Origin of the sequence: Pseudomonas sp. NFPP12, from assembly GCF_900103205.1 — a bacterium.
GTDB lineage: Bacteria > Pseudomonadota > Gammaproteobacteria > Pseudomonadales > Pseudomonadaceae > Aquipseudomonas > Aquipseudomonas protegens.
In genome coordinates, this window is the sequence record NZ_FMWW01000004.1 from 123,658 (window position 1) to 137,520 (window position 13,863).

Here is a 13,863-nt window from a genome sequence, read left to right on the forward strand (position 1 = left end):
CAGTGCAGTTAACCCGATTGCCCATTGCCTCCCCCGCTCAGCCCTGCCCCCTCAGCCTTCGTGGGCAGTGCTGACCTGCAGGATATCGGTGTAGGTCACCAGCACGCTCTGGCCCACCTTGAGGTCCTTGAGGCGCTGCTGGACTTCGGGTTTCTCCACGCTCACCACTTTCTTGTTGCCCGCCGGGCCTTCGAAAGTCAGCTGGTTTTTCTTCAAGTCGATGGCGGTGATCTTCAACTGCACCTGCACCTGGCGATAGGCCGCGCCGCCGGGGTTGGGGTTGTCTGCGGTAGCGCGGACCACGCCGCTGGCTTCGCTGGAATCGGGCTTGCCCTTTTCAACGTCGGTGTCGAGCACCGCCACCACCGAGTGGGTGACCGTGACCTTGACCTGATCGCCGACCTTGAGGTGGCCCAGGTCCTTGGCCTGATCGCTCAATTGCACATGCACCGGCTTGCCCCCGGCGCCTTCGAGCACCACCTGGTGCTTGGCGGCGTCCACCGACAGGACCTTGGTCACCACCTGATCGGCCTCGATGGCCCCGGACAGCGGGATATCGGCGGCGTGTGCGGCAAGGCTGGCGGTGCCCAGCACAGTGGCCAGGGCGATGGCGCGGGCCAGGGTATTGAGGGTTTTCATCATGAACATTCCTTGTGGTTGAGAAACACACTGACTTTCGGTCAGGCCCTTGAGCATAGACGCCCTGCCAGCTTTCACCGGGGGATGGGTGCAAGCGTCGCGGCGCCCTCAATAACCGGTCATCTCCAGGTAGCCGCTGCCACTGTGGCTGCCAGCGAATTGCAGCGGCCCTTCCCAGTAGGGAATGCTCAGGTTCATCCAGGCCTGGGGGTTCAGGGCCCGGGTGGTGATATCCAGGCCCTTGGCGGGGATCTTCAATTGCCAGGTGGTGGGCAGGCTGCGGCCCTGGACCCTGGACTGGGCCAGCGGCAGCAACTGGATCTGCTCCTTGCCCAGGCTCTGGGTGTGGCCATCGGTGCTGATCCAGGTGCCGGTGATATAGGGCGCCTTGTCCCGCTCGCGGACCCGGAACAGCATCAGCCGCTCGCCACTGTCCAGGTGCAGCGAGAACCAGTCCCAGCCGCTCTGGTCGGCGCCCAGGGGCTGGCTGCTCCATTCCCGGTCGAGCCAGGCCGGGCCGCTGACCTGATAGCGCTGGCCATCGATCTGCAACTCCCCCGCGGCCTGGAAGAACGGCTGGCTGTAGTAGTAGGAGGCCTGCCCCTGGTCGGACTTGCGGCTGTAGCCGCCCTCGCCCTGCAGCACCAGCGGCCGGCTGCTGGAAAGTTGCAGGCGATAGGCGAACCCCGGCCCCGCGGCCTGCACCTGCATCCGCGCCAGGGGGTCGCCGGCGCTGTTCAGGGTGCTCAGTTGCCAGTCGTCGATCCAGGCCTGGAACGGCTGCGCGATCACCCCGGCCTGGCCGACGCCACCCCGGGCATACCGCTCGGCGGCGTGGTGGCTCTGGGCCGACGTGGCCGCTGCATGGCCCAGCCACACCAGCGGCGCGCCCCAGCCCGGCTGTTCGGGAGCGGCCCGCAGGGCACTGCGAAACAGCGTCCACTGCACGCCGAAGCGGCGGCCCTGGGCGTCGCTCAGGTCTGCCGTGAGGTACCACCACTCGATGCGAAACCCGTCATGGGCACCGTGGTCGGCAGGAAAGCTGAAACTGCGCCCCGGCAGCACCGGGGTGAAGGCCGCGGCCTCGCTGCCCAGGCCGGCAAAACCCTGGGGCGGCTCGGCGGGCTGTTCACAACCGGCCAGCAGCGCCAGCAGCAACCCCGCCAGGGCCCGGCCCAACACATCAGTCTTCATGGGCAAAAGTCCTCAGCAGGTCCGCCGGTTGCGCGCGGTACAAACGCAGCAGCGGCCAGGCCGATGCCAACAGAGTCGCCAGCATGGCCAGGCCCAGAAGTTGCAGAAGCTGCCCGGGGAACACCCGCAACGGCAGGCGCCAACCAAAGGCCTGGACATTGATCACGCTGTCCAGGCACCAGGCCAGGAGGATGCCCAGCGGCAGCGCCAGGACCAGGGTGAGCAAGGCCAGCAGCCAGGTCTGCCCGAGGTTCAGCAGCATCAGTTGACGCCGCCCCACCCCCAGGGCCCAGAGCGGCGCCAGCTGGCCCAGCCGGCTCTGGCTCTGGGTCAGCAGGCTGATGAACAGCGCCACCCCGGACACCCCCAGGGTCAAGCTGTTGAGGGCGGCGGTGGCGGCAAAGGTGCGTTCGAAGACCTGCTGCGACCAGCCCTTGAGCCGGGCCTGATCGATGATCCGGCTGTCGTCCAGGGCGAACTGTTGTTGCAAGGCGCCGACCAGCCCGGGCATCGCTCCCGGCGCCAGGCGCAGGTTGAAACGGCTCGGCGTCAGCGCTGGCCAATGCGCCAGCAAGTGCCCGGCATTCACCAGCAGGTGGCCCTTGGGGTTGCCATAGTCGGCGTAGATCCCCACTACCCGGGGCGCCCACTGCCCGACGGGCACCGGCAGGCTCAGGCGGTCGCCGGGGCGCACCTTCAGGCGTCGGGCCAGCTGTTCACTGAGCATCAGGGTGTCCTGGCTCGCCAGTTGTGCCCAGGGCTCGGCGCCGTCGCTTTCCAGGAGCGGCCAGTGCTGGCGGTAGCTGGGATGGTCGATCACCCCATACAGGTCCGCCGGCCAACCCTGCACCTGCAACGCCACCTGCCAGCTGGGCAGCACAGCGACAACCTGGGCCTGTTGCGGCAACCAGTCCAGCAACTGCCGGGCCTGCTCCGGGCTCTGCGGATTGACATACAACTCGGCGCTCAGGCGTTGCTCCAGCCAGTCGTTGAAGGTTTCGCGAAACCCTGCCGTCATGCTGCCGGCGCCGATATTCGCCGCCAGCGCCAGCAGCAGCGCCATCAGGGCCAGGCTCAGGGCCGGCAGTTGCTGGCGGCAATCGGCAAGAAACCACTGCCCCAGCACCCCACGCCGGCGCCCGAGCAAGGCCCCCAGCACCGCATCGAGCAGCACCGGCAGGCCCAGGGCCGCCGCCAGCAGCAAGGCCGCCATCAGCACAAAGCCGCTGGCCAGGCTGTCGCCCCACTGCCACGCCGCCAGGGCCAGCAGCAGCGCCACTACGGCCACCGCCCCCTGGCGGCGCAGCCAGCGGGCATGGGCCTGATGCCAGGCCTGGGGGTTGGCCAGGGCCAGCAGCGGCAGGCGCGCCGCCCGCAGCAGGCTGGCGGCGCCGGCCAGCAAGGCCCCCAAGAGGCTCAGGCCGATACCGCTGAACCACCACCCGGGGCTGAGGCTCAACTGCCCCGCCACCTCGGCGCCGTACAAGCCGCGCAGGCTGGCAGCCACGTCCGGCAGCAGCAGCCCGGCCAGCAGGTAGCCGCTGATGACCCCCCCCACTCCACCCAGCAGCGCCAGGGCCCCCAGTTCCAGAATCAGGCTGAAGATCAGCAGCCGCGCACTGACCCCGCAGGCGCGCAAGGTCCGCAGCAGGCCACGACGTTGCTCCAGGGCCAGGCCGATGGCGGCATGCACGATGAACAGCCCGACCACGAAGGACAGGAAACCCAAGGCATCCAGGTTCAGGTGAAAGCTCTCGGTCAGGCGCGCCAGGGTGTTTTCCGACTCGCCCGAATGCAGCACCAGTTGCCCCGCCAGCTCGGCCGGTAAGGGTGGCGCGCGGGCGGCAAAGTCCCGGGGCAGCAGCAGGCGGCTCAGTTGCCCCGGCTGGTCGAGTACCTGCTGGGCAAAGCCGATGTCCATCAGCAGCAGCCCCGGGGCCATGTCCGCCTGCACCTGCAACGGCGGCAGCAGCCGGCCATTGCTGGCACGGGGCTGCTGGCCCTCGCGGTAGCCGAGGCTGGCCAGGGTCTCTGGGGCAACCCAGGTACGCCCCGGAGGGCTGAAGAACTCCACCACCTGCTGCATCGCCAGTGGCTTGCCGGCCACTGCGGAACCGGCGGGCAAGGACAAAGGCTCGATGCCCATCAGTTGCAGGCGCAGCGCCTCGAAGCCCTGCAACTGCACCCGCCCTTGCAGCACCGGCGACACCGGCCAGCCGGCCCGGCGCAGGTCGACGAACCATTGCTGGGCAAAGCTTGCGCCAGTGGCCGTGCCCAGGCTGGCCTGGGGTTCACCGCCAATCAACTGGCTGGCCCGGGCATAGCTGTCCCGGGCCTGGCTGTTGAGGGCCAGGACCCCGGTCAGCAGGCTGGTGGCCAGCCACAAACCGGTGAGCACACTGAAGAACTGCACCGGGTGCTGGCGCCAGTGGCTCAACAGCGCCTGCAAGGTGCCACGCAGCACCCGCATCTCAGGCCCCGCCCGCTGCGGCGAGGCGGCCACGCTGCAGGACCACGGTGTGTTGCAAACGGCTGGCCACGCGCTGGCTGTGGGTCACCATCAGCAAACTGGTGGGGCTGTCGGCCAGCAGTTCCAGCAGCAAATCCAGCACCTGGTCACTGGTGGTTTCATCGAGGCTGCCGGTGGGTTCATCGGCCAGCAACAGCCCGGGCCTCGACGCCAGGGCCCGGCCCAAAGCGACCCGCTGCTGCTGGCCGCCGGACAGCTGCTCGGGGTAGCGGCGCAGCAAGTCCCCCAGGCCCAGGCGTTCCACCAACTGCGCCTGCCAGCGCGGATCGAAGCGCCCGGCCAGGCGCGCCTGGAAACCCAGGTTGTTCTCGACCCGCAAGCTGCCAATCAGGTTGAACTGCTGGAACACCAGGCCGACTTCGGTGCGGCGCCAGTTGGCCAACTGGCTTTCGCTCATGCGCTCCAGGCGCTGGGCGCCGATGCGAATGCTGCCGCCATCCACCTGGTCCAGCCCGGCCACCAGGTGCAGCAAGGTGCTCTTGCCGCTGCCGGATTCGCCCATCAGCGCCAGGCTGCTGCCCTGCCCCAGGTGCAAATCGACACCCTGCAGCACCGCCAGCGGCCCCTGGGGGGTGGCATAGCTCTTGAACACTCCTTGTACTTCCAGCATGGGCTGACTCGTCCGACCTGAAGGGGGCTCAAGGATAACCGGTGTCGCCCATGGCACCAGCGCAAACCTGCAACGCGGCAACCGATGAGCCAGGGCGCGCCCCTATCGCCCAGCGGCCACGGAATATAGTATTGCGGCCCTTTTGTTCATTGCAGGAAGCACCCATGACCTACACCAGGGCCCAATTGCAGTACCGGCTGTACATCGCCGCAGGCGCACTGTTGTTTACCGGTGCCTTGATCTCGACCTTTTTCTCGACCCTGAAAATGCTCTACTGGCGCCTGGACAGCTACACCAGCATGGCCTCGACCATCAATCGCCCGATCAAGTACTTCGTGTACCAGGTCAATGCCAACACCCAGCCTTTGAACTGGTTCTGGGACAACAGCCCGACACCCAGCTTCCTCGACCTGAGTTACTCCTCCCACTGGAAATTCCTGGTGATCTACCTGCTGATCTTCGTCGGCGCGGCGCTGTTCGCCACGGGCCGGGGGATGATACGCAAGGTCGAAGAAGTCGAGCCGCTGATCGAGGCCCAGCTCCAGGCCCCGGTGGAGGAAGGCGTCCCCGCCAAGACGCTGCAACAGCTGGAGGACTCGACCCTGGTGGGCAAAGCGCCGTCGTTCTTCAGCCAGACCCGCCTGCTGGTGGTCTGGCCCCTGGGCTGTGCGGCGGTCTACCTGGGCCTACTGTGGATGCTGCGCATCATCTGAGCCCCGCGCCGGCGCATCGATTTAGCCGCCCCCCCTTGCCACCACTAGCCCAGCAACTGGCTGAGCACGGCCCGCAACTTGCCCGGCTTCACCGGTTTGTTGAGCAGCGGCGCGCCCAGTTGCTGCAAGGCGCGGCGGCACTGGTCGCTGCGGTCGGCGGTGATGATCACCGCCGGCAGCGGTTGTTGGAAATGCTCGCGCAAGCGCCTGACCACCTGGCAGCCGGTGACCCCGTGGTCCAGGTGGAAGTCCGCCAGGATCAACTCCGGCGCCCGGCCCTGCAGCACCTCCAGGGCCGCGGCCTGATCGGTGGCGGTCAGCACCTCGCAGCCCCACTGGCCGAGCAGCGCAGCCATGCTTTCAAGAATGCTCAACTCGTTGTCCAGCACCAGCAGGCGCCGCCCCGGCAGCGGGTTGCCGGTGCCCGGCTGCGGCGCCTGCTGGCTCAAGGGCAAGGGCACCCGGGCCGCCAATGGCACCTCGATGCTGAACCGCGAACCGTGCCCCGGCCGCGACGCTACCTGCACCCGATAGCCGAGAATCTTGGCGATGCGCTCGACAATCGCCAGCCCCAGCCCCACCCCTTTGCGGTCGGCGGCGCGGCCCACATCCAGCTGGTTGAATTCCAGGAAAATCGACTCCAGGCGGTCGGCGGCAATGCCGCGCCCGGTGTCCCACACCTCCAGCCGCAACTGGTCGCCCCGGCGCCGCGCCGCCAGCAGGATGCTGCCGCGCTCGGTGTAGCGGCAGGCATTGCTGAGGAAGTTGCGCAGGATCCGCGTCATCAGCCGCAAGTCGGTGAACAGGGCAAAGTCACCGAAGCGCACCCGCAGCCCCAGCCCCGCCGCCTCGGCCACCGACTGGAACTCGGAGACCAGGGGCGCGAGCATTTCATCCAGGCGGTAGGTGGCCAGGTCCGGCTTCACCGCCGCCTGATCGAGCCTGGAAATATCCAGCAGGTCGGTGAGCAGGTCCTCGGCGCCCTCCAGGGCCTGGTGGGTGCGTTCCACCAGCAGTTGCTCCGGGGCCGGCAGGCTGCGCTCGCGCAGGGTGGAAATCAGCAGGCGTGCGGCATTCAGAGGTTGCAGCAGGTCGTGGCTGGCGGCGGCCAGGTACTTGTCCTTGCTGCGGTTGGCCGTCTCGGCGGCGTCCCGGGCCTCGCGCAGGTCGCGCTCGATGCGCTCGCGCCGGGCGATCTGCTGCTGCAGGTTGCGGTTGGCGTCCAGCAACTCATCGGTGCGCGCCGCCACCCGCTGCTCCAACTGGTCGTTGAGCTGTTCCAGGCGCTGCTGGGCCAGCTTGCGTTCGGTGATGTCGGCGACGAACCCTTCCACCAGCCCGTCCTGGTCGGGCTTGAGCAACAGGTTCATCAGCACATCGATGCTGCTGCCGTCCTTGCGCCGCAGCTGGGTTTCGTAACCCAGCAGGCTGCGCTGGTTCTGCAACTGCTCGCCGATGGCCGCCAGTTCCCCGGCGCCGCCCACGAACAGGTTGCCCGCCAGGTCGGCCAGGGAAAACAGCACTTCCTGGGGGTCCTGATACCCCAGCATGCGCGCCAGGGCCGGGTTGGCGGCACGCATGCCGGCCTGCAGGCTGGCCTGGAAGATGCCGTGCACCGCGTTCTCGAACAGCCACTTGTAGCGGTTGCGCTCGGTTTCCAGGTCTTCCAGGCGCGCCGCCAGTTCCGGGTAATGGCTCTTGCGCGCCGAGTGGTTGCCCAGCCCCAGGAGCCCGGCCAGGGCCCGTTGCTGTTCGTCAGAGGGCCTCGCCATAGACCACCTCGACATCACGCTGGCTGGATTCACGAGGGTTGGTAAGGATGCATGGGTCGCCCATTGCGTGCTGCGAGAGGAACGGAATATCGCTGCTGCTGACCCCATGCAGGCCCAGGGTCTCGTGGAAGCCGATGGCGCGTTTGAGGGCGATCAGGTGCTCCACCAGGCGCCCGCAGATCTGCCGCTGGTTGAGCCCGCGGCAGTCGATGCCGAAAGTCTCGGCAATCACCTTGAAGCGCTCCGGCGCCGCGCTGTAGTTGAAGGCCACCACATGCTCCACCAGTACCGCGTTGCACAGCCCGTGGGGCAGGTCGAGAAAGCCCCCCAGGCTGTGGGACATGGCATGCACCGCGCCGAGGATCGCGTTGGAGAACGCCAGCCCGGCCTGCATGCTGCCAAGCATGATCTTCTCGCGCAGGGCGATGTCCGAGGGGTTGGCGATCATCTGCACCAGGTTGCCGTTGATCAGGCGCATGGCTTCCAGGGCGTGGGGATCGGTCAGCGGCCCGTGGCCGGTGGAAACGAAAGCCTCGATGGCATGCACCAGGGCGTCGATGCCGGTGCAGGCGGAAAGGAAGGGGTCCATGCCCTGGGTGGTTTCCGGGTCGATCAGCGACACATCAGGGACCACCGCCTTGCTGACGATGGAGAACTTCATCCGCTCCTGCTGGTTGGAGATGATCACGAACTGCGAGACATCCGCCGAGGTGCCGGCGGTGGTCGGGATCATGATCAGCGGGGGGCTGGGCATGCGGATGGTGTCCACCCCCTCGAACTCGAGGATGCTGCGCCCGTGGGCGGCGACGATGCCGATGCCCTTGCCGCAATCCATGGGGCTGCCGCCACCGACCGCGACGATCACATCGCAGGCGTTTTCCCGGTAGATCTGCGCGCCGTGCATCACCTCCTCCACCCGCGGGTTGGGCGACACCGCGCTGTACAGGCAGTACTCGACGCCCTGGGCCAGCAGGCTGGCCTCGACATCGGCGACCCAGCCGGCGGCGATCACCCCGGGGTCGGTGACCACCAGCACCTTGCGCGCACCGAAGGTCTTCGCATAGTTGCCGACGTTGTGCCGGCAACCGGCGCCAAAGATGATTTCCGGAGAGACGAACTTGCGCAGCAGACTGAGATTCTGGCCCATGGGGGAAGCCTGTTTTCTTATTGTTCTGGAGAAGAACGCCAGCCTAAAGCATCCGTTGCTGAAAGCAATCCGACCATCGGCGGACTTCGCAGCCTCGGCAGCGGCTACAGGGACCGGGTGGCGTCAGAGATGGATGTCCATGCCGTCATGCGCCACTTCGATGCCGCGGCGGGTCAGCTCGGCGCGCTCGGGGGAGTCCTCGTCGAGGATCGGGTTGGTGTTATTGATGTGGATCAGCACCTTGCGCGCCCGAGGAAAGCGCTCCAGCACCTCAAGCATGCCGCCGGGGCCGCTTTGCGCCAGATGGCCCATCTCGCTGCCCAGCTTGTCGCCCACTTCACACAGGCGCATCTCGTCGTCGCGCCACAAGGTGCCATCCACCAGCAGGCAATCGGCGCGGTCCATCCACCCCAGCAGGGCCTCATCCACCTGCCCCAGACCCGGGGCATAGAACAGGCTGGCGCCGCTGCGCCGGTCCTCGATGAACAGGCCGATATTGTCCCCCGGGTGCGGGTTGCCGCGATGGGGCGAATACGGCGGCGCGCTGCTGCGCAGGGCAATCGCCCGCAGCGTGATGTCCGGGCAGGCCGGCAGGCTGAATTCCCGGCCGTCGAGGTGGATGGGCTGCCACTGCAAGCCGCCGTTCCAGTGGCTGAGCATGTTGAACAGGGGGAAGCCGCTGCACAGGTCCTGGTGGACCATCTCGGTGCTCCAGACCTGATGCGGGCAGCCTTCGCGCAGGCTGAGCAGGCCGGTGCAATGGTCGATCTGGCTGTCCAGCAGGATCACCCCGGCCAGGGCGGTGTCCCGAAGCTGTCGGGCCGGTTGCAGCACCGGAAAGGACTCCAGCTGCTGGCGAATGTCCGGGGAGGCGTTGCACAGGATCCACTCGCTGCCCTGGTCGCTCAGGGCGATGGACGACTGGGTGCGGCGCCGGGCCCGCAGCGTGCCGTTGCGCACGCCGGCACAGTTACGGCAGTTGCAGTTCCACTGGGGAAAACCGCCCCCCGCCGCGGAACCGAGAATGCGGATATGCATGACGTGCTCCTGAAGGGCAAAAGGCTCCGGCCGACACCAGTACCGGCCGGAGCGGGACGGCTCAGCGGTTGGCGAAGTACATGGTCACTTCAAAGCCGATACGCAGGTCGGTGTACGCGGGTTTATGCCACATGGGGTCAAGCCTCTTGTTGTGCCGGGGGATTCCGGTAAAGGCATTAATGCACGGAGAGCGCGGGGGCCGAATGCTACTTTGGGACGAACCGGCGGGTGCGTTGGTAGGGGGAGATTGGGGGTGGGCTTGCGGGCCTCTTCGCCAGCAAGCTGGCTCCTACAGGGATGGCGGTGCTGCGCCCACAACGCACACGGGGAGGCGCCCACCCATGAGCCCTCCCCGTGTCCGTCCCGCACAAGCGCGGCGGCACCCAACCACCGCGCCTGTTGTTGCCCTTAGAAGAAGCCCAGGGGGTTGATGTCGTAGCTCACCAGCAGGTTCTTGGTCTGCTGGTAGTGGTCGAGCATCATCTTGTGGGTCTCGCGGCCCACCCCGGATTTCTTGTAGCCACCGAACGCGGCGTGGGCCGGGTACAGGTGGTAGCAGTTGGTCCACACGCGGCCGGCCTTGATCGCCCGGCCCATGCGGTAGGCGCGGTTGATGTCGCGGGTCCACAGCCCGGCGCCCAGGCCGAACTCGCTGTCGTTGGCGATCGCCAGGGCCTCGGCTTCGTCCTTGAAGGTGGTCACGCCCACCACCGGGCCGAAGATCTCTTCCTGGAACACGCGCATCTTGTTGTGGCCCTTGAGCAGGGTCGGCTGGATGTAATAGCCGCTGGCCAGGTCACCTTCCAACAGCTCGGCGGCGCCACCGGTGAGCAGCTCGGCGCCCTCCTCCTGGGCGATCTGCAGGTAAGAGAGGATCTTCTCGTACTGCTGCTGCGACGCCTGGGCGCCGACCATGGTCTCGGTGTCCAGCGGGTTGCCGCGCTTGATCTTGACGATCTTCTTCATCACCTCGGCCATGAACGGCTCGTAGATCGATTCCTGGACCAGGGCCCGGGATGGGCAGGTGCAGACTTCCCCCTGGTTGAAGAACGCCAGCACCAGGCCTTCGGCGGCCTTTTCGATGAACTTGGGCTCGGCCTGCATGATGTCTTCGAAGAAGATGTTCGGCGACTTGCCGCCCAGTTCCACGGTGGACGGAATGATGTTCTCGGCGGCGCATTTCATGATGTGCGAGCCCACCGGGGTCGAGCCGGTGAAGGCGATCTTGGCGATGCGCTTGCTGGTGGCCAGGGCCTCGCCGGCTTCGCGGCCAAAGCCCTGGACGATGTTCAGCACCCCGGCCGGCAGCAGGTCGGCGATCAGCTCGGCGAAGACCATGATCGACAGCGGGGTCTGCTCGGCGGGCTTGAGCACCACGCAGTTGCCGGCGGCCAGGGCCGGGGCCAGCTTCCAGGCGGCCATCAGCAGCGGGAAGTTCCACGGGATGATCTGCCCGACCACGCCCAGGGGTTCGTGGAAATGGTAGGCGGTGGTCAGTTCGTTGATCTCTGCGGCGCCGCCTTCCTGGGCACGAATGCAACCGGCGAAATAGCGGAAATGATCGGCGGCCAGGGGCACGTCGGCGTTGAGGGTTTCGCGCACGGCCTTGCCGTTGTCCCAGGTTTCGCTGACCGCGAGTATCTCCAGGTTCTGCTCGATGCGATCGGCGATCTTCAGCAGCACCAGCGAACGGTCCTGGGCGCTGGTCTTGCCCCAGGCATCGGCGGCGGCATGGGCGGCGTCCAGCGCCTTGTCGATGTCCGCGGCAGTGGAGCGCGGGAATTCGGCGATCACCTCACCGTTGACCGGCGAGGTGTTGCTGAAGTACTGGCCGTCCACCGGCGGCACGAACTGGCCACCGATGAAATTGCCGTAGCGTGGCTTGAAGGACACGACGGCGCCTGGGGTTCCGGGTTGTGCGTAGATCATGCTGGGCCTCTGCTGGTCGATGCCTGTCCACGACAGGCGATGGCTCGATGGTAGAGAGCCCCGCGTGCCGGACGAATGCATCGTTGGCAGGGGGGCTCTCGTCATTTGGTCGTAGGTTGATCGCCTCCGCCCACCCCGCACCGAGGCGGGAATGAAGCGGCAGACCGGCCTGTAGGAGCCGGCTGCAGGCGAAGGCGCTCTCGCGGGCCTCTTCGCCAGCAAGCTGGCGCCTACGGTAGGCAGGGACATTGCGGTAGCGTTGTAGGAGCCGGCTTGCCGGCGAAAGCGGTCGTGCGGGCGCCTTCGCCGGCAAGCTGGCGCCTACGATCAGCGTTTGCTCACCAGGTCCTTGGGCAGCTTGAAGGTCCAGAGCATGCCGCCCTGGTTGAAGTCCTTGACCCGCTTGGCCACCTCGCCGCCCCACAGCGGCACCGCGCCGCCCCAGCCGGAGAGCACCGAGACGTACTGCTCGCCGTCCATTTCCCAGGTCACGGGCGAGCCCAGGACCCCGGAGCCGGTCTGGAATTCCCAGACCTTCTCGCCGGTCTTGGCGTTGAACGCCTGGAGGAAGCCCTCAGGCGTGCCGGTGAACACCAGGTTGCCCTTGGTGGTCAGCACCCCGCCCCACAGCGGCGCGAAGTTCTTGTGGCGCCAGACTTCCTTGCCGCTGATGGGGTCGATGGCCCGCAGCACGCCGATGTAGTCCTCGTTCAGCGGCTTGATGGTGAAGCCCGCGCCGAGGAACGCCGCGCCCTTCTTGTAGGCGATGCCTTCGTTCCAGATGTCCATGCCCCATTCGTTGGACGGCACATAGAACAGCCCGGTGTCGCGGTTGTAGGCCATGGGCATCCAGTTCTTGGCGCCGAGGAAGGCCGGGGCGACGAACACCGAGCTGCCCTTGGCTTCGCTACCCGGGGCGCCAGGGCGGCTGGCCTCGTTGTAGATCGGCCGGCCGTTCTTATCCAGGCCGGTGGCCCAGGTGATCTTGTCGACAAAGGGGAAGCCGCGGATGAACTTGCCGTTGGTGCGATCGAGCACGTAGAAGAAGCCGTTGCGGTCGGCGGTGGCGGCGGCCTTGATCTCCTTGCCGCCCTCCTTGTAGTTGAAGGAGATCAGCTCGTTGACGCCGTCGAAGTCCCAGCCGTCGTGGGGGGTGCTCTGGAAGTGCCACTTGATGGTGCCGTCGTCCGGGTTCAGGGCCAGGCGCGACGAGGAATACAGGTTGTCGCCAGGGCGCAGGTGGGAGTTCCACGGCGCCGGGTTGCCGGTGCCGAACAGCAGCAGGTTGGTTTCCGGGTCGTAGTAGCCGCCAAGCCACGGCGCCGCGCCACCGGTCTTCCACAGGTCGCCCGGCCAGGTCTTGCCCGCCTCGCCGCCGGAAATGCCGTTCTCGATGGCCTTGCCGTCCTTGTACACGTAGCCCATGTGGCCTTCCACGGTGGGGCGCATCCACAGCAGCTCGCCGTTTTTCGGGTCGTAGGCCTGGATCTTGCCGACCACGCCGAACTCGCCGCCGGCGACCCCGGTGATCAGCTTGCCGTTGACCATCATCGGCGCCGCGCTGATGGAATAACCCTCTTTGTGGTCGGCGACCTTCTTGCTCCACACCACCTTGCCGGTGTCCTTGTTCAGGGCCACCAGCTTGGCGTCCAGGGTGCCGAAGAACACCAGGTCGCCGTACAGCGCCACGCCGCGGTTGATCACGTCGCAGCACGGGCGGATGTCGTCCGGCAGGCGCGCATCGTACTGCCAGAGCTTCTTGCCGGTGCGCGCGTCCACCGCGAACACCCGCGAGTAGGAACCGGTCATGTACATCACCCCGTCCTTGATCAGCGGCTGGGCCTGCTGGCCGCGCTGCTTCTCGCCGCCGAAGGAGAAGGCCCAGACCGGCCGCAGCTCCTTGACGTTATCGACGTTGAGGATATCCAGCGGGCTGTAGCGCTGGCCCTGGACGCCCAGGCCGTTGGTGACGATCTGCTGCGGGTTCTTCGGGTCCTGGAGGATCTCTTCATCGGTGACGGCGGCCAGGGCCGCGCTGGACAGCAGCATGGCGCTGAGCACCAGGCTCACGGCGAAAAAGGGACGACGTGGGGGTTGGGTCATGACGGCTACCTCGGCGGTTATTGTTGTTCCCGGGAAATTTTCCCGGTCTGCCGGGAATTCTTGGTCCCGGCCTGCCTGCCAACAATTGCCCGCAGTGCGGAGTTTTCTAGTTCCTTGGTACAGGAGCGGCCGCCGACGCCTACAAAGCCCCACCCGATCTCCCTGCCCACCGTAGGAGCTGGCTTGCC

The 13,863-nt window shown here is 66.9% G+C and carries 11 protein-coding genes; 1 reads left to right on the top strand and 10 read right to left on the bottom strand.

Annotated features, from left to right (window positions below):
• Window positions 1-51: 51 nt before the first annotated feature.
• From BLS75_RS17715 to BLS75_RS17730, 4 genes are all read right to left on the bottom strand, one after another.
• Complete coding sequence (locus BLS75_RS17715; protein ID WP_026020035.1) at window positions 52-639, bottom strand: hypothetical protein; 588 nt, start codon at window positions 637-639, stop codon at window positions 52-54.
• Between the two features lie 108 nt (window positions 640-747).
• Window positions 748-1,833, bottom strand: a complete 1,086-nt coding sequence (locus tag BLS75_RS17720) for a lipocalin-like domain-containing protein (RefSeq protein ID WP_019093658.1) — start codon at window positions 1,831-1,833, stop codon at window positions 748-750.
• Window positions 1,823-4,303, bottom strand: a complete 2,481-nt coding sequence (locus tag BLS75_RS17725) for an ABC transporter permease (RefSeq protein ID WP_072451436.1) — start codon at window positions 4,301-4,303, stop codon at window positions 1,823-1,825. The genes BLS75_RS17720 and BLS75_RS17725 overlap by 11 nt, the downstream gene beginning before the upstream one ends.
• A 1-nt stretch (window position 4,304) precedes the next feature.
• On the bottom strand, window positions 4,305-4,973 hold the full coding sequence (locus BLS75_RS17730) for an ABC transporter ATP-binding protein (RefSeq protein WP_072451437.1): 669 nt from the start codon (window positions 4,971-4,973) through the stop codon (window positions 4,305-4,307).
• 164 nt (window positions 4,974-5,137) lie between these two features.
• On the opposite strand from BLS75_RS17730, the gene BLS75_RS17735 reads away from it, so the two are divergent.
• Window positions 5,138-5,686, top strand: a complete 549-nt coding sequence (locus tag BLS75_RS17735; protein ID WP_072451438.1) for a YniB family protein — start codon at window positions 5,138-5,140, stop codon at window positions 5,684-5,686.
• A 44-nt stretch (window positions 5,687-5,730) separates the two neighbouring features.
• Here the strand turns inward: BLS75_RS17735 and BLS75_RS17740 are convergent, their stop codons facing one another.
• The 6 genes from BLS75_RS17740 to pedH form a co-directional block, all read right to left on the bottom strand.
• Window positions 5,731-7,458: a PAS domain-containing hybrid sensor histidine kinase/response regulator gene (locus BLS75_RS17740; protein WP_072451439.1), complete on the bottom strand. Its 1,728-nt coding sequence runs from the start codon at window positions 7,456-7,458 to the stop codon at window positions 5,731-5,733.
• Window positions 7,442-8,605 carry an alcohol dehydrogenase-like regulatory protein ErcA gene (gene ercA / locus BLS75_RS17745; protein ID WP_011060523.1) on the bottom strand — a complete coding sequence of 388 codons (1,164 nt, stop codon included), beginning with the start codon at window positions 8,603-8,605 and terminating at the stop codon, window positions 7,442-7,444. The genes BLS75_RS17740 and ercA overlap by 17 nt, the downstream gene beginning before the upstream one ends.
• A 123-nt stretch (window positions 8,606-8,728) precedes the next feature.
• Entirely contained in the window at window positions 8,729-9,643 is a 915-nt protein-coding gene (gene pqqB / locus BLS75_RS17750) for a pyrroloquinoline quinone biosynthesis protein PqqB (RefSeq protein ID WP_072451440.1), read from the bottom strand.
• Window positions 9,644-9,704: 61 nt separating this feature from the next.
• Window positions 9,705-9,776, bottom strand: a complete 72-nt coding sequence (pqqA, locus tag BLS75_RS17755) for a pyrroloquinoline quinone precursor peptide PqqA (protein WP_011060521.1) — start codon at window positions 9,774-9,776, stop codon at window positions 9,705-9,707.
• 275 nt (window positions 9,777-10,051) lie between these two features.
• Window positions 10,052-11,572 carry an acetaldehyde dehydrogenase ExaC gene (locus BLS75_RS17760; protein ID WP_015635021.1) on the bottom strand — a complete coding sequence of 507 codons (1,521 nt, stop codon included), beginning with the start codon at window positions 11,570-11,572 and terminating at the stop codon, window positions 10,052-10,054.
• A 327-nt stretch (window positions 11,573-11,899) separates the two neighbouring features.
• Complete coding sequence (gene pedH / locus BLS75_RS17765) at window positions 11,900-13,675, bottom strand: PQQ-dependent alcohol dehydrogenase PedH (protein WP_011060519.1); 1,776 nt, start codon at window positions 13,673-13,675, stop codon at window positions 11,900-11,902.
• Window positions 13,676-13,863 lie beyond the last annotated feature (188 nt).